The following is a 20,087-nucleotide window of genomic DNA, read 5'->3' on the forward strand; positions in this document are numbered from 1 at the left end:
CTGCAACGCCTTTAATACGTGCTCCTCCACCAATACCTCCGGGGCGTAACGCCCTCACTCAACTAAAGCCCGCCACTGAGCGGGCTTTTTTATTGGGATGAAAAAATATGCCGGTTCCTGCCCTGATTACCGATCTGTCGATTGTGCCTGGGAGCAACAGCCCCGCAGGCTCCGAATCACCTTCGCTGATCGATGACTATCTTCGCACACAAGCGGCGTTTATCGCGCAGTTGCGCGACGGAGCGCTGATCAAATCCTCGCCCCTTGTCGGCGCCACGACCAACCTGTACATGACGGTTTCAGCTGCATCGGCAACTGCAACGGTGGCGGCAGATGAGATTGTAGTCGGCACCGCCTTGGGCGCCACGACCTACCGCCTGGCCAACTTCAGCAAGACGATCAACCTTGCCACGACTGGCATCAACGCGATGGATACCGGCACGGCTCCTGTGAGCGGCTGGGTGGCGATTTATGCCATCTACAACCCGACCACCAGCACCTCGGCGCTCTTGGGCGTGAACTCGCCGAATACCTTCATGCCGACCGTTTACGGCGGCGCCAACATGCCGGCCGGGTATACCGCTTCGGCGTTGCTGGCTGTGGTGCCGACCAATGCGAGCAGGCAGATCAAGGCAGGCGTTGGGGTGCGCGGTCGGAAAACAACTGTGGCCGCCATTACTGCCTATTCAACAAACAGTACCGGGACATTCGTACCTAGCTTGGCCAGTTATATCCCAGCGAATGCCGTTTCATTATTTGGCGAGTTGCAAATCTCGAACACTGGCAACTTCTCCATGTCGATGAACATCAACGCTGATGCCACATCGCTTATCGGTCAGCAAAACAGAACGTGTTTTGTGAACTCGACGGCCGATGTAACGAACTTTCAAAACGTGTTTTTGACTACCTTGCAGACGGTCACCTTGGTGCTGAGCACGGCAGGCGGAACACCTTTCTATGGCTTGATCATTACCGGGTGGGAAATATGAGCACTTTTGTTCAACTTGAAGATGATCAAGTTATTGCCACGTTCGGCTGCGAGCAAGATCCCGAACAATTCCCCTGCGTGGTCGAAGTTGAAAACGATGATCCACGACTGGTGGCATATTGGGACAAGTGGGCGCAATTCGGCGTCAAGAGGCCTGCTGAATGAGTTACCTGGGGTTGGCAGATCGCTGCTTGATCCTTGGGGACTCAATTGATATCGGGGTTTATTCGGATATCGGGCCGGGTGATCCGTCAAAGTTGTGGGTGAACCGCCTGCCTGACCTTGTCGGCATCTCGGTCAGCAACCTGTCGGTGCCGGGCATGAGTATCACCAGTCCGGGCGGGTCTGTTTTCGGGCTGGTGGCGAACCTCAACGCCATCACCATGGCGGTCGGGTATGCCGGCGCCAAGTGGGCGATCATCACCGCAGGGACCAATGACACCAGTAATTGGGGGACTGGTATCGTCGATTACATCGAGAGCTATCGGAAGGTGATCGCGCATTGCCGATCACTGGGCTTGATCGTGGTGGTGGTCAGCCCCAAATGGCGGGGCGACGTGGCGGCAGTGAAGGCGCACATCGACGGTAATTACAGCCTGGAGGTGTTCAGGGTGTACGGCGAGATGATGGCCTATGAAGAGAAAACCAAGCCGGGGCCGGCCGTGCATGTCATCACTGGGATGGATGCGCCATTGCTTCCAGAGCACTACGTGGTGGACAAGCTGCACCTAAATGAGGCCGGGCAGACCATCCTCACCTACTGGCTTGTAGGAAGACTGGTCAGCCTTGGCCTGTGGTCATTGAGGGTTGGCGTCACCCTTTCATAGGGCTGCGACTGGTGGCGCGAGCAGCTTGGCCTTCTTGGCGCCACGTTCCCGTAATGGCGTTTCGACCAATCTGTAGTTCAGCTCACTGCACACCCATATAACGCTGAAAGCTGTGGCCAGGAAGGCGACGGTATAGGCGCTGTCGAAGGTCGTACCGGTGGGAGAAATTCTGAACCAGATTTCTCTGGTGAGCTGGAACGCTGGGTTGTGGATGAGGTAGATCGCGAACGACCGGGCGCCGATGTAGGCCAGCAGATTTCGCAGCTTGCCTTCTGGGAACAGATAGCCCTTCTGGTACGCGGCCAGCAGCACCAGGCAGCCGCCGAACAGGCAGACGGTGAGCGGGTAGAGGTGATAGTCCTTTGCGTTGTAGGGCGACATGAGCAGCAGGAAAAGCAGCACTGGAGCCGACAGCCGCGCGAATTTTTTGAGCTTGGCTGGCTCAAGCCGTTTGAATGTTTCGGATTGGGCGAATACCGCGAGAGCTACGCCGAGAAAGATGGAGTCGACGCGAGTCAGCCAAGTGTAAGTTGAAGTGTTGCCGTAAACCTGTTGTGCGATTGCGTAGCCGGCAATGACAAGTGCCGTAACAATGTAAATGGCGCGCTTAGGCAGAAGGACGATCAGCGGGAAAATCAAGTAAAACTGCTCTTCCAATGAAATGCTCCAATACTGCCCATTGCCGCCGCACAGAAAACTTCCATCCGTATGCGTCAGGCAAAGTGCAAAGTGGAAGTTGGCCACGTTCAATATGATCGCGATGAAGTCCACGATATTGCCTTTAAGGCTGCCGAACACCCCTGAGCTGTTGAATATCACCGACAGTATGCAAGTGATGGTTATCCACAACCATGCAGAAGGGATGATCCGGTAGATCCGCCGCACAAAGAAGGCGCGTACTTCCGCCCAGTATCTTCCGCATCCGGACTGGCGAGCAGTCAGCATCTTCTCTCTGAAGGCGGACATGATTACGAATCCAGAGATGCAAAAGAACACATCAACCCCGCCCCAGAAAGCCAGCGTGGTTTTCCCGAAGAAGTCGTTCCAGAAAAGCAAGTTGCCCAGATGAGAGATCACGGCAATAGCCACCGCCATTCCGCGCAGGGCTTCGATTTCTTCGTTTTTCGAGTGTTTCAGTGCTGACATCTTGCGAGCCCTTCCGGTGAGGCGGCGAGTTTATACCAGTTCGTCAATCAATATTTCGGAGAAAGCCATGCCCATCACCGCGCAGCAACTGCTGCAGATCCTCCCGAAGGCTGGCAGACAGGCTGGCGTCTTTGCGTCTGCGCTGAACTTGGCCATGGATCGCTTCCAGATCAACACCCGCCTGCGCATGGCGGCATTCATCGCTCAGGTGGGTCATGAGTCGGGCCAGTTCCAGTACGTGAAGGAGTTGGGCGGCGACCAGTACCTGAGCAAGTACGACACCGGAACGCTGGCCAAGCGGTTGGGCAATACGCCAGAGGCTGACGGCGACGGTCAGAAGTACCGCGGGCGCGGCCTGATTCAGATCACTGGGCACGACAACTACCTCGCGTGTAGCAAGGCGCTATTCGGCGATGATCGTCTTCTGCGCACGCCTGAGCTGCTGGAGCAGGCCGAGTGGGCGTGCAAGTCGGCGGCGTGGTTCTGGAATTCGCGCAACCTGAATGCGCTGGCTGATGCTGGCGACTTTGAACTGATCACCCGTCGCATCAATGGCGGGCTGAACGGACTGGCTGAGCGGCTGGACTTCTACAACACCGCGCTGAAGGTGCTGGCATGACTTCCATCTGGCTGCGAATCCTTCCTTATATAGCTGCACTGCTGATCGGAGCCGGCGGTGCCTGGATGTGGCAGGCCAACAGCTACACGTCGATCCTCGCGGTCAGCGAAGCCAATCATCAATCAGATCTGGCCATGATTGCGTCTGCGGGCGCAAAACAGGCAAGAATGGCTCTGGAAAATCAACAGCTCGCCGAACAGGCACTTGCCGCCCTCGACCAGAAAGCCCAGAAGGAAAAGACCGATGCCCTCGCTGAAAATGAAAAGTTGCGCGCTGATGTCGTTTCTGGTGCTCGCAGGCTGCGCATCGCGGGACGTTGTAGTTCCAGTGGCGGCAACGTGTCCGACGCCACCAGCCGCTCCAGCCTGGGCGATGCAGGAACCGTCGAGCTCTCTGCAGCTACTGGATCAACTGTTCTCGACGTTCGATCTGGGATCATCGCCGACCAAGCAGCCTTGAGGGCGCTTCAGGAATATGTGACGCATGTGTGTCTTCGGGTGGGGAATGTGCAGTAGGCAGAACGCCTGAGGGGGATGTTGCTGAAAAGCTGCTGAAGGCGGCGCGAATCGACATCAATCCACAACAACCTTCAGCAACATTCCAAGGTCCAGATGCAGCGAAACCCGCACTGGGCGGGCTTCGAAGGTGTTTCAAATGGTGGAGCCGGGGGGATTTGAACCCCCGTCCGCCAGTACTCCGCTGTCGGTACTACATGCGTAGCCGTTTCTATTAAGTTAACCCTCAGCGACCCGAAGGGCAGGGTGCTTTGGGCGAGTTGTGTAAGTTTTAGCCGATTCGTCCACAACGTACTGCACGGCGATTCTGTTCTATATGACAATCACTTTGGGTTTACAGACATCCCCTGGTGATTGCTGGACCCGAAGGTACCAGAAGCTCAGGGCTAAGGCTGCTTACGCAGCGAGAGCGAATTCCTGGCCGTAGTTTTCGTCATTGGCAACTATAAGTAGTTGCAACAGTGGATTTACGAGTTCTGTTACCAACTCGGCATGCACCTAAAGTTTCGCAACCGGCGTCGAATCCTAAACGGCCCCGAGCCTGTTGCTCGGTGAATCAAAATGAGCAACAGGCCTGCGCAGTGTACGCCAACACGCCTCAGAAGGCCACCCGCAAGGTTGACCTCGATTGATCATCGGGTCGTTCGTTGTTCAGTTGGCCATCGCCAATGCCTGGCTGGCCTCGGTGGCGCATTTTTTGTCATCTTTGGCGGCCTGTGAAGCTTTGGCGCTGGCCAACAGTCTTTTGATCTCCGGCGCATTGGTGGCGGTCGCTGGCAGCGAATTCACTTTGGCTTCGAGCTCTTGCAGCTTGCTCGTACACAGGTTGTTGTCCGCCGCAAAGACGGGAGAGGCCAACATTGCAGCGCAAATGAACAGACCAGCGAGTGCGGCACGTTTCATGGGTATCTCCTCGAACTGATAGTCAGCCACGATTGATGGGCTTATCTAAAAGACTACGGCGCGGCACAGGAATTCGGTTTGCGCAAAAACAGTTATGAAAAAACTAACTGATGGAAGCAATGGCAATAAAAAGGGATTGCCAACCCCAAAATGCACCAAAACCCGCAATTGGCGGGTTTTGGTTTGCTTCGTATTGAATGGAACCGGCGAGGTTACTTCCCGCCTTTGTTCGCGTCCTTGATCATCTTGATGGTCTCGTTGGTCTCGCCAATGCAATCGTCAGTACCTTTTTTGGTCCCTAGTGCATGGTCCGCTTTGGCTTGCTTGACGGAATCCGCTACCTGGTCAGACAACTCCGCAGGAATCTGTGCCTGGGCGTCTTCGATGGTTTGCAGATTGACCGCGCATTGATCTTTTTCGGCGGCAAACGAGGGGGAAGCCAGCAGTGAGGCAGTAACGAACAGACCAAACAGTACAGAACGTTTCATGTGTATCTCCTTGAACTGAGGCCAGTCATTCTGACCATCAGGACGGGCTGCCGAGTTTTGGGAAGGTCCCACGTTTGCAGGACTTGATCAGTGGACTGCGGCGGCACGTCAGGGTTCTAAATTTTTGCTGTACTGCTGTCGATACTGGCAAGAAACATTAAAAAAGGCGCCTGAATGCGCCCTCCTTGAAGTCCTGCTCAGGTCGCCCTAGCCTGGGTAACGCGGTCCACCAGATAGACTAGCCCGTGGTAATCAATGCCGCCATGTTGCGTCAGCCCGATCTCACAGGTGCGGCTGGTGGAAATCCCCTCGCTGCACTGTTGCACCGCGTCCTTGAGCGTTCTTAACGAATGGGCGTTCAGTTCCGGCGTAGTGAAACCTTTGTCGCCAGCGAACCCGCAACAGTGGATCCCTTCGGGAATGACCACGGTTTTGCTGCACTTGCGCGCCAGATCAATCAACGCCTGACTCTCGCCAAGGTGTTGGGTGCTGCACGTGACGTGTACTGCAATCGGCGCTTCCTGCGGTGTGAAATCCAGGCGATCCATCAAATGCGTACGGATGAAACGCACCGGGTCGTACAGGTCCAGTCGAACGTCGCCCAGGTCCTGAACCAACCTTAGCGTGCAGGGGCTGGTGTCGCAGTAAATCGGGTCGAGCCCGCCGCGACTGGCGTGCAGCAACGCGCCGATCAGTTCCTGGCGTTTGTGTTCGGCCTGTTCGGCGTAACCTTTTGAGGCGAATGGCTGGCCACAGCAGAGGTTGTCCTGATTGTCCGGGAAGACCACTTGGTAACCGGCCTTTTCCAGCAGCCCGCGGGTCTTGTCGTACAGCGACATCTGCTCTTTATCACCTGCCGCCGGGCCCATGACCCGCGACACGCAAGCCGCGAGGTACACCACCCGAGGGCGTTCGTCCGACACAGTCGGGCTGAAGCGAATGGCTTTCTCAGGCTGCGGCATGGCGTTGGTCCATTGCGGGACCTGACCTTTGGACAACTTGGTCAGCGTCGCCGACAGCTTCGCCAGGCGTGGCGCACCCAACAGCATCCGCGCGCCATTGGCGACGTGCAGGGTGAAACGCGCACCTTGCAGTGCCGTGGCGAAATTGCCTTCCAGCCAGTTGGCAGTTTTCGTACGCGTTGCGTGACGACTGCGGAGTTTTTTCACCAGATCGCCGGTATTGATGCCGACAGGGCAGCGTTGCGCGCAAAGACCGGTGGCGGCGCAGGTGTCGATGCCTTGATATTCGTAAGCGGCTTCGAGTTCGGTGGTATCAACGCCCGCGCGTTTTTTCGCCTGGATATCCCGCCAGATCACGATGCGCTGGCGCGGGCTCAGGGTCAGGCCTTTCGACGGGCACACCGGCTCGCAGAAGCCGCACTCGATGCACTTGTCCACAATCTCATCGGCGGCCGGCAACGGTTTCAGGTGCTTGAGGTGGATCTGCGGATCTTCGCTGAGTACCACGTCCGGGTTGAGAATGCCGTTGGGGTCGAGCAGGCGTTTGAGCTGCCACATCAACTGGTAGGCATCGCTGCCCCATTCCAGCTCGACGAAGGGCGCCATGTTGCGCCCGGTGCCGTGCTCGGCCTTCAGCGAGCCCCCGAACTCCACAGCCACCAACTGCGCCACGTCATCCATGAACGCCTGATAGCGTGCGACTTCCTCCGGGTTGTTGAAGCCTTGGGTGAAGACGAAGTGCAAATTGCCTTCCAATGCGTGTCCGAAAAGTATCGCCTCATCGTAGTGATGTTTGTCGAACAACTCGATCAGGCGATTGACGCCGCTGGCCAGTTGTTCCACCGGGAAGGTCACGTCCTCGATGATCACCGTGGTGCCGGTTTTGCGCACGGCACCGACGGCGGGGAAGGTGTCTTTGCGGATCGCCCAGAGGCGGGCGTTTTCCACCGGGTCTTCGGTGAAGTCGACCTGTTTTTCCACCGGAAATGCGGTCAACGACGCCATGATCTGCGCCAGTTGTTCTTGTAGCAAAGTGGACGATGCTGCGCGGGATTCGATCAGCAGCGCGCAGGCATTGTTCGACAGCTGTTGTACGAAAGCGGGCATGCCGGGTTTGTTCTGCACCGAACGCAGACTGCGCCGGTCCAGCAGTTCCACGGCCGACACCGGTTGGCTTTTCAGCACGGTCACGGCGTTGCAGCAGGTTTCCACGTCCGGGAACACGATCAGCGCCGAGGCTTTGTTCGGGTGATCGATCACCGTGTCGTAGGTCACTGCGCTGATGAAGCCGAGGGTGCCTTCGGAGCCGACCAGCAAGTGGCTCAAGATATCCACAGGCTCGTCGAAATCCACCAGCGCATTGAGTGACAGGCCAGTGGTGTTTTTCAGACGATATTTGTGGCGGATTCTTGCAGCCAGTTCGGCGTTGACGCGCGTCTCGCGGCCCAAGGTTGCCAGACGTTCAAGCAGCGGGGCGTGGCTTTGCCGAAACGCCGCCACGCTGGCCGCGTCTTCGGTATCGAGGCGGCTGCCGTCGGCCAATACCAGCCGAATGCCGGCTAGCGTGTGATAAGTATTCTGCGCCGTGCCGCAGCACATGCCGCTGGCGTTGTTGGCGACGATGCCGCCGATTTTGCAGGCGTTGATCGAGGCCGGGTCCGGGCCGATCTTGCGTCCGAACGGCGCCAGCCAGGCGTTGGCCTGTGCACCGATCACACCCGGTTGCAGGCGGATTTGTGTGCCTTGGCCACGGATCTCGCGACCGTTCCAGTTATCCCCCAACACGATCAGCACCGAGTCGCTGATGGCCTGGCCAGACAGACTGGTGCCGGCGGCGCGGAAGGTCACCGGGACTTGGTCACGCTGCGCCAGTTTGAGCAGCGCCACCACTTCATCTTCCGACTCGACGCGAATCACCAGTTGCGGAATCAGTCGATAGAAACTGGCGTCAGTGCCGAAGGCCAATGTCGACAGCGGATCGTCGAAACGTCGCTCGGCGGGGATCAGTTGCTGTGCATCTTTCAGGAAAGCCGCCGGTAGACTCATTGGTCCTCCAGGATCAATACCACCAGGTCTTTCGGACCGTGCGCGCCGTAGGCGAGGATCTGTTCAATGTCGGCGGTTTTCGACGGGCCGGACACCAGCAAAGCGTTGGTCGGCATGCCTTGGGCCCAGTTGAACTCCTGCTGCACCTGATAGAAGTTGTCGCGGATTTCACTGGCCTTGAGCAGGGCGAAATGCACCGGTGGCACCAGGCTCATCAGGCGCGGTTCTTCCCGCGTCGGCCAGAGAATCAGGCTGCCTGTCGCAGCGATTGCACCGAGGGTGCCGGTGAGACTGGCCGGGGTGTCGTTGAACAACTCGGCTTTCCATTCTTCAATCGGGCGGTCGTAGGCCTTGAGCGTCGGCAGCCCCGGATTTTTCGCCCAGTGTTGAGTGATGTGTTGACCGTGAGGCGTAGTCGGCGCGATCAACAGGCTGGGCAACTGACGATCCTGTAGCAGCTGAGCCAGCAACGAAGGCCAACCTTCGCCCGACGTCAGGTGGATTTCGGTGTGCACCGCTTCCATCAATTTGCGCAGCTGCGGGATGCGTTGTTCAGCGGTGTAGGTGTAAGGAGCTGTCACCAGTTCGACGTCGAACTCGTCAGGCACCGGCGTGGTGCCGGTCAGACTTTTCCGTAACTTGGTGAGGATGTTTTGCTTGGCGCTCATCAACGGTCTCCCTGTTTGGCCAAATGCTCGCGGGCCATATCGTGCAGTGAGCGGGTGGCGGGCTTTGGTGCGCTGTGGTTCTGCGTCCACGGGCCGACATTGTTCGGCGTGAGCGCGCGCAGGCGAGTGGCGAAGAACCCGAATAGCCGATACAGCGTTGGCGAACTGTTGAGCTTCGCCCAGGCGTTCCAGATGAACCGTTCCTTGCGCGAATACTTGCTGCCTTGGCCGCGCATGACTTGATGCGGGCTGTCCGGGGCTTTGACGTTCTCTTCCCGTAGGCGACGCAGCAATGCAGGGATAGGAATTTTTACCGGGCAGACTTCGCCGCACGCACCGCAAAGCGATGAGGCGCTGGGGTGGTCCGGGACTTTCGCCAGGCCGACCATGTGCGGCGTGATGATTTTTCCGATAGGCCCAGGGTAAACCTCCCCATAGGCATGGCCGCCGATTCGGGTGTAGACCGGGCAATGATTCATACAGGCGCCGCAGCGGATGCAGTTCAGGGTCTGGCGCAATTCGCTGTCGGCAAACGCCTGGCTGCGACCGTTGTCGAGCAAGACCAGGTGCACTTCCTGCGGACCGTCGAGTTCATGCGCCTTGCGTGGGCCGGAGATCATGTTGACGTAGGTGGTGATCGGAATGCCCAGCGCCGAGCGGGTCAGCAGCGACAGCAGTGGCACCACATCGCGCAGGTTTTCCACGACTTTTTCGATGCCGGTCACGGCGATGTGCACCGGTGGCACCGACGTGGTCATGCGCCCGTTGCCTTCGTTTTCCACCAGTAACAGGGTGCCGGTTTCGGCCACGGCGAAGTTGACACCGGAGACGCCGATGTCCGCTTCGAAGAATTTCTGCCGCAAGACTCTGCGACCGATCTGAATGAGTTGGTCAACGTCCTTGGTGTATTCCACGCCAAGTTTGTCGTGGAACAAGGACGCGACCTGACCGGCATTCTTGTGGATCGCCGGCATAATAATGTGTGAAGGCTTCTCATGGTCGAGCTGGACGATGTACTCGCCCATGTCCGATTCCAGGCATTCAATGCCCTGTTCAGCGAGGAAATGATTCATCTCCATCTCTTCGCTGACCATCGATTTGCCCTTGATCACTTGCCGCCCCTCGTGAGCGCGGATGATCGAGAGGACGATGCCATTGGCCTCGTCCACCGTTTCCGCCCAGTGCACTGTCACACCGTTGCGGGTCAGGTTCTGTTCAAGTTGCTCGAGCAGGTCGGGCAACTTGGATAACGCGCGGGCGCGGACAGCATTGCCCAGCGATCGCAGATGTTCTCTTTCGTGGGCATCGCTGAAGGACGCTGCCCGTTTTGCCATCAGTGAATCCATCGCAGTGCGAAAGTTATTTCGCAATTGCTTGTCGTCCAAAGCCTTGTGAGCCCGGGCGCGAAAATCTTCGTCGACGCTGACCGTCGGAATAATCGTGGAAGTGCTCATCGGGCACCTCCGGTTCGTTGCCAGAGGAAACTGGCCAGGTGTTGGCCGCGCAACGCTTCCTGCTGTTTCTCCAGCGAGCCATTGATGTTCATCAGGCAACCGCAGTCGGCACTCAGTACCTTGTGCGCGCCGGATTCCTTCAACGACCGGGTCTTGTCCGCCACCATCGCGCCGGAGATGTCTGGCATACGGACGCTGAACGTCCCGCCAAAGCCACAACATTCGCTTTCGTGATCGTGATTGACCCGCTCCACGTTGCTCAATTGCGCCAACAACTCACGACCGTGCAGGTGGGTGTTCATTTCACGGCGTGCCGAGCACGACGTGTGCAACGCCACTTTGACCGGCTCGCCGCTGTCCTGGAGCTGCACCTTGCAGACAAACAGCAGGAACTCGGCCAGTTCATACGTCCGGGCGGCGAGCGCCTGGACTTGCTTCAACGTGTCCGGCTCGTCCTTGAACAGGTCGGCATAGTGTTCGCGCAACATCCCGGCACACGATCCCGACGGCACCACCACCGGATAATCCCCGGCGAACAACGCCAGTTGCGCGCGGGCCACGGTCCTTGCCTGCTCGGTGTAACCCGAGGTGTAGGCCGGTTGTCCGCAGCAGCTTTGCCCTTGCGGGAACTCGACACGAATGCCTTCGCGTTCCAGCAAGTGGATCGCGTCCATCCCGGCTTCCGGGTAGAACAAATCCACCACGCACGTCCCGAACAGGTAGACCCGTGACGGTTTCTCGCTGGGGTATTGCCGAGGCTCGGGCAGTGGCGGGGCGACGCGGGTCGCGTTCGGCACAGCGTTGTAAAAAAGCTCGCTCATCAGGCGTGTCTCCGGGTGGTCCCGGTTATCCGTCCGCTGAGGCTGCTGAATATAGAACGGGAAGCTTTCAGCAGCCTTGCAGACCGGGTTGTGAATTGCTGACGCCGGAATCGTGGTCCGGCGTCGGTTTTTGCTTTTTAACCTGTAGTACTTAGTGCACCAGCATGCCGGTGAACCAATAAGCCTGAGCCAGGGTGATCAAACCGACTATCGTTGCAAAGAATAGGCTGTGCTTGAGGGTGAAGCGGAACAGATCCGATTCCTTGCCCACCAGACCGGTCGCGGCGCAGGCCACGGCGATCGATTGTGGCGAGATCATCTTGCCGGTCACGCCGCCGCTGGTGTTTGCCGCCACCAGCAACACATCGCTGACACCGATCTGGTGCGCGGTGGTCGCTTGCAACGAGCTGAACAGGGCGTTGGACGAGGTGTCGGAACCGGTCAGGAACACGCCAAGCCAGCCGAGGAACGGCGAAAAGAACGGGAACGCTGCGCCCGTCGCTGCCAACACCAGCGCCATGGTCGACGACATGCCGGAGTAGTTGGTGACGAAGGCAAACGCCAGGACCATGCCGATCGACAGAATCGGCCAGCGCAGTTCGTAGAAGGTCTCTTTCAAAGTGGTCAGACCAGTTTTGAAATTGATCTTCAGCACCAGCATCGAGATCAGTGCGGAGAAGAAAATCGCCGTGCCGGTCGCGGAAATAGGGTCGAGCTTGAACACTGCCGGGATGGCCGTCGGGGCCGCCACGATCGGTGCCACCTTGATCACCATTTGATCCAGGTGCGGGATGGCAAAGTTGAACACCCAGCTGTACATCGAACCACCGGCCGCGAACATCGCTTTGAACGGCTTCAGGGTCCAGATGGTGACGAGTACGGTGAGGATCAGGAACGGCGACCAGGCTTTGAAGATTTCACCGAGGCTGTACGGCGAGGCCACGGTGGTGCGCGGCTGGCCGAAACCACCGGCGCTGGCGGTCACCACGGACGCCGAGACAGCGCCGGCAATGTGCTGGCCAGCGGCGCGTTTCGGCTGCCAGACCTTCAGGAACAGGGTCAGGGAAATCAGGCTGACCAGGGCCGAGGTGATGTCCGGCAGTTCCGGGCCAATGAAGTTGGACGTGAAGTATTGGGTGATGGCGAAGCTCAAACCGGCCACCAGCGCAGCAGGCCAGGTTTCCTTCACGCCGCGCATGCCGTCCATCATGTACACCAGCCAGAACGGCACGAACAGCGACAGCAGCGGCAACTGGCGACCGGTCATGGCGCCGATCTTGAATGCGTCGATACCGGTCACTTGCCCGGCCACGATGATCGGAATCCCCAAGGCACCGAAGGCGACGGGCGCGGTGTTGGCGATCAGGCACAGGCCGGCCGCGTACAACGGATTGAAGCCCAGGCCGACGAGCAGGGCGGCGGTAATCGCCACTGGCGCACCGAATCCGGCGGCGCCTTCGAGGAACGCACCGAAGCAGAACCCGATCAGCAGCACCTGCAAGCGTTGGTCGTCGGTGATCGACAGTACCGAGCTGCGGATCACTTCGAACTGGCCACTCTTGACCGTCAATTTGTAGAGGAACACAGCTGCCACGATGATCCAGGCGATGGGCCACAGACCATAGGCAAAGCCATAACCGGCGGCGGCAAACGCCATGTCGACCGGCATCTGGAAGGCAAAGATCGCCACGGCAATCGACAACGCCAAGGTGATGCTGCCGGCCACATGGCCTTTGAGGCGGAACACCGCCAACGCCAGGAAGAAAAATACGATGGGAATTACGGCCGCGAGGGCGGAGATGCCGAGACTGCCGAGCGGTGTGTAGAGCTGTTGCCAGGTTTGCATATGGGGTGGCCCCTAATTGTTGTTGGTCAGGCACTGGGCAGCGTTCTTGGTTAATTGGTAATACCAATTTACAATCGCTGTTGGCTAGGGTAAAAGCCTTCTGTGCGGTGTGTCAATTTGCCGCCCTAAAACTTTTGTCGAATACGCCGTGCGCAATGCCGCTGACCGGTGTGATCGGGCGTCTTCCTGGCAGGTGCCGGCGCCGCGCCAATAGGCCAGAATAGAGAGCCCGGCGAGCGGTCGGGATCGTGGAGAAGTGAGTTATGGGGTTTGATCAGATACGTCAGCGCCGTTTGTCTGACGATATTGTCGAGCGGCTCGAGGGGATGATCCTTGAAGGCACGCTGAAGTCCGGTGAGCGCTTGCCGGCCGAACGTGCGCTGGCCGAGCAGTTCGGCGTGTCACGCCCTTCGTTGCGCGAGGCGATTCAGAAACTGGCCGCCAAGGGCTTGCTGGTCAGTCGTCAGGGCGGCGGCAACTATGTCGTCGATTCGCTGGGGTCGACCTTCAGCGATCCATTGCTGCATCTGCTGGAAAACAACCCCGAGGCGCAGCGCGATCTGCTGGAGTTTCGTCACACCCTGGAAGCGTCCTGCGCTTATTACGCGGCATTACGCGCCACCGATGTCGATCGTGAGCGACTGACGGCGGCGTTTGAGGTGTTGCAGGACTGCTATTCGCGTCATGACGATGTGAGCCGGGCCGAAGAGGGCGCGGCGGACGCCAGTTTCCACCTGGCCATTGCGGAAGCCAGCCACAACGCGGTGCTGCTGCACACGATTCGCGGGCTGTTCGACCTGCTCAAGCGCAACGTGGTGACCAACATTGGCGGCATGTACAAGCAGCGCACGGAAACCCGCGACATGCTGATCACGCAGCATCGGGAGTTGTACATGGCGATTATCGAAGGGCGGGCGGAGCAGGCGCGGGAAGTCTCCAGCCGACATATCCTGTACGTACAGGAAGTGCTGGAAGAGGTGCGTCAGGAAGTGCAGCGCATGGCTCGGGCGGAGCGGCGCAAGGGGATGTAGTCAGTGGATTTTGCGGTGTTTGTTCGATCGTCTTCGCGAGCAGGCTCGCTCCCACATTAGTTTTGTGTCGTTCACAAATCCACTGTGGGAGCGACGGTGCGACGATTCGACCTGCTCGCGAAGGCGGTATCAAGCAGCAGGAGAATTAATCTTCCTTGCCCTTGTTGCGCACCGCACGCGCCAGTTCGCGACCGGCGTCGCGTTCGCGTTCGGTATCACGCTTGTCGTATTCCTTCTTGCCCTTGCCCAGTGCGATCTCGCACTTGACCATGTGCTTGCTCCAGTACCAGGACAGGCACACGCAGGCATAGCCTTTTTGCTGCACGGAGGTCGCCAGCTTTTCCAGCTCGCGGCGGTTGAGCAGCAATTTGCGGGTACGGGTCGGATCAGCGATGACGTGCGTGCTGGCAGTCATCAGCGGCGTGATGTGGCTACCAAGCAGCCAGGCTTCGCCATCCTTTAGCAGCACGTAACTGTCGACCAGTTGCAGCTTGCTTGCCCGCAGACTTTTTACTTCCCAGCCGGCCAGGACCAGACCAGCCTCGAACTTATGCTCGATGAAGTAATCGTGTCGCGCCTTTTTGTTTTGCGCGATGGTCCCTGTTGGGTGTTTCTTCTGTTTAGCCATAGGGGCGGCATTATAGGGAGTTGCAAGCGAGTCGGCTACGGTATCGCTACGTGCTTGAGCAGGTTGATTGAATCCCGGACAATGCGGCCTCTTTTTTGAACGCTTGGGCGTGATAACGATGTCGACAGACAAGGTTTCTGTCCACGGCAGTTGGGCTAGCCGCTGGGTCTTCATACTCGCCGCGACTGGTTCGGCCGTGGGCCTGGGTAGTATCTGGAAATTCCCGTACATGGTTGGCGTCTACGGCGGCGGCGCTTTCGTGCTGATGTTCCTGGCCTGTATCGCGCTGATCGGCGTACCGGTCATGCTGGCCGAAACCCTGATCGGCCGTCGTGCCCGGCAAAGTCCGGCCAACGCCTTGAAGGTGCTGGCGCTGGAGGCGGGGCATTCGGGCAAGTGGTCCTGGGGCGCCTTCGCCGGGATGATCACGGCGTTGTTGATCCTGTCTTTCTATAGTGTGGTCGGCGGCTGGTCGCTGGATTACATCATCGACATGGGCCGTGGTGACTTCCAGGGTGTGACGGCTGATCAGGTCGGCGCGTACTTTGGCAATGTGATCGCCGATCCGTGGCGCCTGACGCTTTGGCACACGATTTTCATGCTGTTGTCCGCCGTGGTGATCGCCAAAGGCGTGGTCGCCGGGCTTGAGCGCAGCTTGCGGATCATGATGCCGCTGCTGTTTGTGATGATCATCGTGCTGCTGGGTTACAGCATGACCACCGGGCATTTCATGGAGGGCGTGCATTTCATGTTCGACTTCCATCCGGAAAAAGTCCTCGACGGTTTGCTGCCCGCCATGGGCCATGCGTTCTTCTCGCTGAGCGTGGGTGTTGGCTCGATCATGATCTACGGTGCTTATATGCCGAAGAACTCGTCGATTTCCGGTACCGTCGTTGGTGTGGCGCTGCTCGATACGTTTGTTTCGCTGGTGGCCGGTCTGGCATTGTTTCCGATTGTGTTCGCCGCGGGCCTGAACCCGAGCGAAGGCCCCGGCCTGATGTTCGTCAGCCTGCCATTTGCCTTTGGTAACGTAGTGTTTGGCCAGTTGATGGGCGTGGTGTTCTTCGTACTGGTTGCGGTTGCTGCCTGGAGTTCGGCGATTTCGCTGCTCGAACCGATGGTCGCGTACCTGGTTGAGCGCACCAAAGTCAGCCGCGCCTGGGTGACGTTCTGGTTGGCGTTCACCTGCTGGTTCGTCGGGTTGGGCACCGTGTTTTCCTTCAACATCTGGAAGGAAGCCAAGTTTTTCGTGAACGAAGGCGGGATGTTCCACCTCTACCAATGGGGCGCGGCCGGCGGTCTGGACTTCTTTGGTGTGATCGACTTCTTCACTTCGCGGATCATGTTGCCACTCGGTGGTTTGTGTTTCGTGGTGTTTGCAGGCTGGATCATGGGGCGTGAAGCGGTGCGCGACGAGTTGTCGATCCGCAGCCCGATACTGTTTGGCCTGTCCCTGTTCTTGATGCGCTATGTGGCGCCCATCGGCATTCTTGTAGTGTTTGCCGCCCAGCTGTGGAAGTGACGCTGACATGACGACGCATATTCAACGCTCGGCCCTGCTGCCGTACCCGGCGCAGGCGCTGTATGACCTGGTCAACGACGTAGCGCGTTATCCCGAGTTTCTGCCGTGGTGTTCGGCAGCCGAGGTCCTGGAAAGCTCGCCGGAGCATATGCGCGCCAGCGTCGGTGTGGCCAAGGGTGGCTTGAGCCAGCATTTCGTCACCAGGAACACGTTGGTGCCCGGGCAGTCGATCGAGATGAACCTTGAAGAAGGGCCTTTCACTCAGTTGCACGGTATCTGGGTGTTCAAGCCGCTGACGGACAAGGCCTGCAAGATCAGTTTGGATCTATCGTTCGACTATGCCGGACCTATCGTTCGCGCGACGTTGGGGCCGTTGTTCAATCAGGCGGCCAACACGCTGGTGGACGCGTTCTGCCAGCGCGCCAAGCAGATTCATGGTTGAGTCGGTGATTGAGGTCGAAGTGGTGTATGCCGCGGTTGATCGTCAGGTATTGCTGACGGTCGCTGTGCCTGAGGGTACTTCAGTGCGCGAGGCGTTGCGCAAATCAGCGGTGGATGCGCAGTTTCCGGAGCTGGATCTGGGTAATTGCCCGGTGGGTATATTCGGCAAGGTCATTGCCGATCCCGAGGTGCGTCCGGTTCACGCGGGTGATCGCATCGAGGTTTACCGGCCGCTGCTGGCGGATCCCAAGGAGGTTCGTCGCTTGCGTGCCGCCAAGGCGGCCGAGGCCAAGGCGCGGAATCAGTGATTCACTAAACGCCAGACAATAAAAAACCCGGAAATTCCGGGTTTTTTATTGCGTCGCAAATTATTGCGGCGAAGTGTCCAGCGGTGTTGGCGTCGGGACTGGAACGGTTTCTACACCGTCGACGTCCTTCTGGATCTGGTCCAGCAACGAACCTGGCTTGACCGGTTTTTCCGGTTTTGGCTTCTCGGCGTTTTCTGCTGGTGCAGCGACTTGCGTGCCGCTGTCCTTGCCGAGAATGGCTTCGTCGCGGCTCACGCCTGGCATGAAATCACCAGAGAGGCTGACAAGCTGGTCATTTGGGTTGAAGATAACGCTAATGCGTTCCTGTTGGCGTTCACCGCCACCCGGTTGCAGGCTGTACAGATAATCCCAGCGATCGGCATGGAACGTGTCGGTCAGCAGAGGGTTACCCATGATAAACCGTACTTGCTTGCGGGTCATTCCCGGGCGTAACTGGTCTATCATGTCCTGCGTGACGACATTGCCCTGCTGGATGTCGATTTTGTAAACCCCGGGGAATGAACAACCGGCGAGTGCGAGCAGTCCCACAAAGGTGAAACTGGTTAGCAAGAGCTTGGTGTTTTGCATCGGTGGGCGACTTCCACTATCTTGGCTGGGACAACGTAAACGCCGATCATACCCGCATTAAGAGAAGCTGCGAAGCAGCATCGCGAGAAAGCTGACCATGGTTGAAAATAGCGAACTACGCAAAGCCGGCCTCAAAGTGACCCTTCCACGGGTCAAAATTCTGCAAATGCTCGATTCCGCCGAGCAGCGCCACATGAGTGCCGAAGATGTTTACAAGGCACTCATGGAGGCTGGTGAGGACGTCGGTCTGGCCACGGTTTACCGTGTACTGACTCAGTTCGAGGCGGCTGGCCTTGTGGTGCGGCACAACTTCGACGGAGGCCATGCGGTCTTCGAACTGGATGACGGCAAGCATCACGACCATATGGTCAACGTCGAAACCAGCGAAGTGATCGAATTCTTCGACGAAGAAATCGAGCGCCTGCAGAAAGCCATCGTCGACAAGTATGGTTTCGAGATGGTTGATCACAATCTGGTGCTGTACGTACGCAAGAAAAAGTAAGCATGTCGCGCGAATTTCATATTCGCGAAACGAACGAAGGCGACCCCAGGGTCGCCTTCGTGCTGTCTGCCGCTCTTAAATTTTTGCGGTGATGACCATCTTTTTCGCGTGTGCCAAGGATTCCTTGGTCAGGTCGATGCCTCCCAGCATCCGCGCCACTTCTTCGACACGATCATTTTTGCTCAGCTTGGAAACAGCGGTGTGGGTCGCATCGTCACCGCGCACCTTGTGCACGAATAAATGTTGATGACCCTGTGCAGCCACTTGCGGCAAGTGAGTGACGGTCAGCACTTGCCCGCGCTCTCCGAGACGTCTTAACAGTTGGCCAACGATCTCGGCGGTCGGGCCGCCAATGCCCACGTCCACTTCGTCGAACACCAGCGTCGGGACGCGAGAGGTCTGTGCGGTGATCACCTGAATCGCCAGGCTGATCCGCGACAGCTCGCCACCCGAGGCCACTTTGGCCAAGGCTTTTAATGGCTGACCAGGGTTGGCACTCACCAGTAATTCGACTTGTTCGAGGCCGTTGGGCAGCAGTTCATCGCTGCTGTTAGGGCGCAATTCGATGGTGAAACGACCGCCGGGCATGCCCAGTCGCTGGATTTCCTGCTCAACGGCACTGGCCAGGCTGTTCGACGCTTGATGGCGCAAGTCACTCAGTTCGCGCGCCTTCTCCTGATAATGACGGGCATAAGAGGCCAGTTCATCGCTCAGCCGTTCGATGGACTCATCGTTGGCATTCAGGGTTTCGATTTCATCCAACAGCCGTTGCTGCATCTCCGCGACCTCGGTCGGCTGGATGCGGTGTTTGCGCGCCATGGTGTAGATCGCATCGAGGCGTTCTTCCAGGTATTGCAGACGCGCTGGGTCGGCATCGAAGTTGTCGAGAAAGCGGTTCAGTTCGCCCACCGCTTCTTCTACCTGAATCTGTGCGCTGGTCAGCAGGCTGCTGGCTTCGCCCAAGGCACCGATCGAATTGTTTACGCTCGAGAGGCGATTGAGGCTGGCGGTCAGGGCATTCAGGACATTGCCGGAATCACTTTCGCTGCACTGCTCGACCACTTGCCGGCAGATACCCAGCAGGGTTTCGGCGTTGGTGAGGTTCTTGTGTTCCTGTTCCAGCTGCTCCAGCTCGTTTTCGCCGAGGCCGAGGTTTTCGAGCTCCTCTAGTTGATAGCTGAGCAATTGATGGCGGGCGCGTTGCTCATCGCCGGAGTTGGACAGGCGCTCCAGTTCCTGGCGCGTCTGGCGCCAGCGTTGGGCGGCCAGTTGCACTTGGCGTGCAAGGTCCGTAGCGCCGGCATATTCGTCGAGCAGGCGGCGGTGGGTGTCGGGCTTGAGCAGCGATTGGTGTTCGTGCTGGCTGTGGATATCGATCAGCAGCTCGCCCAGGGCCTTGAGGTCGCCGAGCGGGCAGGGCGTGCCGTTGATGTAGCCACGGGAACGGCCTTCGGCAGTAATAACCCGGCGCAGGATGCACGGGCCATCGCTTTCAAGGTCGCGCTCGGCGAGCCAGGCGCTGGCTTCCGGGATATCGATCAGGTCGAAGGTCGCCAGAATGTCGGCCTTGTCTGCGCCGGGACGGACCACGCCGCTGTCGGCGCGATCACCCAGGGTCAGGCCCAGGGCGTCGAGCATGATCGACTTGCCGGCACCGGTTTCCCCGGTGATCACGCTCATCCCGCGATCGAGTTCGAGATCGAGGTGTTCAACGATGGCGTAGTTATGTACGGACAGGTGCACCAGCATAAAGGCCGCTCCCAGGCTTTAGGTCTGGTTATTTA

Annotated in this window: 21 protein-coding genes and 1 other RNA gene; 10 read left to right on the top strand and 12 right to left on the bottom strand. The window is 58.4% G+C overall.

Features of this window, described 5'->3' with window-relative positions; translation table 11 throughout:
* The first annotated feature begins 107 nt into the window (after positions 1-107).
* From BK660_RS22940 to BK660_RS22945, 3 genes are read left to right on the top strand one after another with little or no spacing between them, the layout of a single operon-like run.
* Positions 108-989: a phage tail protein gene (locus BK660_RS22940; RefSeq protein WP_123435231.1), complete on the top strand. Its 882-nt coding sequence runs from the start codon at positions 108-110 to the stop codon at positions 987-989.
* A complete protein-coding gene (locus BK660_RS32680; protein WP_185045189.1) occupies positions 986-1,153 on the top strand; it encodes a hypothetical protein in 168 nt (55 codons plus the stop codon). Before BK660_RS22940 ends, BK660_RS32680 begins: the two co-directional genes overlap by 4 nt.
* Positions 1,150-1,815, top strand: coding sequence for an SGNH/GDSL hydrolase family protein (locus tag BK660_RS22945; protein ID WP_123435232.1), 666 nt, complete (start codon positions 1,150-1,152; stop codon positions 1,813-1,815). The genes BK660_RS32680 and BK660_RS22945 overlap by 4 nt, the downstream gene beginning before the upstream one ends.
* Here BK660_RS22945 and BK660_RS22950 read toward each other — a convergent pair.
* The gene (locus BK660_RS22950) at positions 1,810-2,961 is read right to left on the bottom strand and encodes an acyltransferase family protein (RefSeq protein ID WP_123435233.1); all 1,152 of its coding nucleotides are present in this window, start codon (positions 2,959-2,961) and stop codon (positions 1,810-1,812) included. The two genes, BK660_RS22945 and BK660_RS22950, sit on opposite strands and share 6 nt — an antisense overlap.
* Before the next feature lie 67 nt (positions 2,962-3,028).
* On the opposite strand from BK660_RS22950, the gene BK660_RS22955 reads away from it, so the two are divergent.
* Together BK660_RS22955 and BK660_RS22960 are read left to right on the top strand one after the other, a co-directional pair.
* Positions 3,029-3,580, top strand: a complete 552-nt coding sequence (locus BK660_RS22955) for a glycoside hydrolase family 19 protein (protein ID WP_123435234.1) — start codon at positions 3,029-3,031, stop codon at positions 3,578-3,580.
* Positions 3,577-4,095: a lysis protein gene (locus BK660_RS22960; RefSeq protein ID WP_123435235.1), complete on the top strand. Its 519-nt coding sequence runs from the start codon at positions 3,577-3,579 to the stop codon at positions 4,093-4,095. The genes BK660_RS22955 and BK660_RS22960 overlap by 4 nt, the downstream gene beginning before the upstream one ends.
* Positions 4,096-4,235: 140 nt before the next feature.
* On the opposite strand, the gene ssrA is transcribed toward BK660_RS22960, so the two are convergent.
* The 8 genes from ssrA to BK660_RS23000 form a co-directional block, all read right to left on the bottom strand.
* Positions 4,236-4,632, bottom strand: a transfer-messenger RNA (tmRNA) gene (gene ssrA, locus BK660_RS22965).
* Positions 4,633-4,746: 114 nt separating this feature from the next.
* Positions 4,747-4,998 (bottom strand): hypothetical protein, encoded by a 252-nt coding sequence (locus BK660_RS22970; RefSeq protein WP_123435236.1) that lies wholly within the window; start codon positions 4,996-4,998, stop codon positions 4,747-4,749.
* Positions 4,999-5,210: 212 nt separating this feature from the next.
* A complete protein-coding gene (locus BK660_RS22975; RefSeq protein WP_123435237.1) occupies positions 5,211-5,486 on the bottom strand; it encodes a hypothetical protein in 276 nt (91 codons plus the stop codon).
* Positions 5,487-5,683: 197 nt separating this feature from the next.
* Entirely contained in the window at positions 5,684-8,494 is a 2,811-nt protein-coding gene (locus tag BK660_RS22980) for an FAD-binding and (Fe-S)-binding domain-containing protein (protein ID WP_123435238.1), read from the bottom strand.
* Positions 8,491-9,162 (bottom strand): LutC/YkgG family protein, encoded by a 672-nt coding sequence (locus BK660_RS22985; RefSeq protein ID WP_123435239.1) that lies wholly within the window; start codon positions 9,160-9,162, stop codon positions 8,491-8,493. Before BK660_RS22985 ends, BK660_RS22980 begins: the two co-directional genes overlap by 4 nt.
* Complete coding sequence (locus tag BK660_RS22990; RefSeq protein ID WP_123435240.1) at positions 9,162-10,616, bottom strand: LutB/LldF family L-lactate oxidation iron-sulfur protein; 1,455 nt, start codon at positions 10,614-10,616, stop codon at positions 9,162-9,164. Before BK660_RS22990 ends, BK660_RS22985 begins: the two co-directional genes overlap by 1 nt.
* Positions 10,613-11,437: a (Fe-S)-binding protein gene (locus tag BK660_RS22995; protein WP_123435241.1), complete on the bottom strand. Its 825-nt coding sequence runs from the start codon at positions 11,435-11,437 to the stop codon at positions 10,613-10,615. Before BK660_RS22995 ends, BK660_RS22990 begins: the two co-directional genes overlap by 4 nt.
* A 151-nt stretch (positions 11,438-11,588) precedes the next feature.
* On the bottom strand, positions 11,589-13,283 hold the full coding sequence (locus BK660_RS23000; RefSeq protein ID WP_123435242.1) for a lactate permease LctP family transporter: 1,695 nt from the start codon (positions 13,281-13,283) through the stop codon (positions 11,589-11,591).
* 263 nt (positions 13,284-13,546) lie between these two features.
* Here BK660_RS23000 and BK660_RS23005 point away from each other — a divergent pair, with 263 nt between their 5' ends.
* Positions 13,547-14,314, top strand: coding sequence for a GntR family transcriptional regulator (locus BK660_RS23005; RefSeq protein ID WP_027924443.1), 768 nt, complete (start codon positions 13,547-13,549; stop codon positions 14,312-14,314).
* A gap of 145 nt (positions 14,315-14,459) precedes the next feature.
* Here BK660_RS23005 and smpB read toward each other — a convergent pair whose 3' ends face one another.
* The gene (gene smpB / locus BK660_RS23010; protein WP_123435243.1) at positions 14,460-14,942 is read right to left on the bottom strand and encodes an SsrA-binding protein SmpB; all 483 of its coding nucleotides are present in this window, start codon (positions 14,940-14,942) and stop codon (positions 14,460-14,462) included.
* Between the two features lie 118 nt (positions 14,943-15,060).
* On the opposite strand from smpB, the gene BK660_RS23015 reads away from it, so the two are divergent.
* From BK660_RS23015 to BK660_RS23025, 3 genes are read left to right on the top strand one after another with little or no spacing between them, the layout of a single operon-like run.
* The gene (locus BK660_RS23015) at positions 15,061-16,464 is read left to right on the top strand and encodes a sodium-dependent transporter (RefSeq protein WP_123435244.1); all 1,404 of its coding nucleotides are present in this window, start codon (positions 15,061-15,063) and stop codon (positions 16,462-16,464) included.
* Positions 16,465-16,471: 7 nt separating this feature from the next.
* Positions 16,472-16,906: a type II toxin-antitoxin system RatA family toxin gene (locus tag BK660_RS23020; protein ID WP_027924446.1), complete on the top strand. Its 435-nt coding sequence runs from the start codon at positions 16,472-16,474 to the stop codon at positions 16,904-16,906.
* On the top strand, positions 16,899-17,213 hold the full coding sequence (locus BK660_RS23025) for an RnfH family protein (protein ID WP_123435245.1): 315 nt from the start codon (positions 16,899-16,901) through the stop codon (positions 17,211-17,213). Before BK660_RS23020 ends, BK660_RS23025 begins: the two co-directional genes overlap by 8 nt.
* Before the next feature lie 60 nt (positions 17,214-17,273).
* Here BK660_RS23025 and BK660_RS23030 read toward each other — a convergent pair whose 3' ends face one another.
* Entirely contained in the window at positions 17,274-17,801 is a 528-nt protein-coding gene (locus tag BK660_RS23030; protein WP_027924448.1) for an outer membrane protein assembly factor BamE, read from the bottom strand.
* 97 nt (positions 17,802-17,898) lie between these two features.
* Here BK660_RS23030 and fur point away from each other — a divergent pair, with 97 nt between their 5' ends.
* Complete coding sequence (fur, locus tag BK660_RS23035; RefSeq protein WP_003197684.1) at positions 17,899-18,303, top strand: ferric iron uptake transcriptional regulator; 405 nt, start codon at positions 17,899-17,901, stop codon at positions 18,301-18,303.
* A 75-nt stretch (positions 18,304-18,378) separates the two neighbouring features.
* Here fur and recN read toward each other — a convergent pair whose 3' ends face one another.
* On the bottom strand, positions 18,379-20,052 hold the full coding sequence (gene recN / locus BK660_RS23040) for a DNA repair protein RecN (RefSeq protein ID WP_123435246.1): 1,674 nt from the start codon (positions 20,050-20,052) through the stop codon (positions 18,379-18,381).
* Positions 20,053-20,087: the final 35 nt, after the last annotated feature.

This window comes from Pseudomonas brassicacearum (assembly GCF_003732265.1).
GTDB classification, from domain to species: Bacteria; Pseudomonadota; Gammaproteobacteria; order Pseudomonadales; family Pseudomonadaceae; genus Aquipseudomonas; species Aquipseudomonas brassicacearum_D.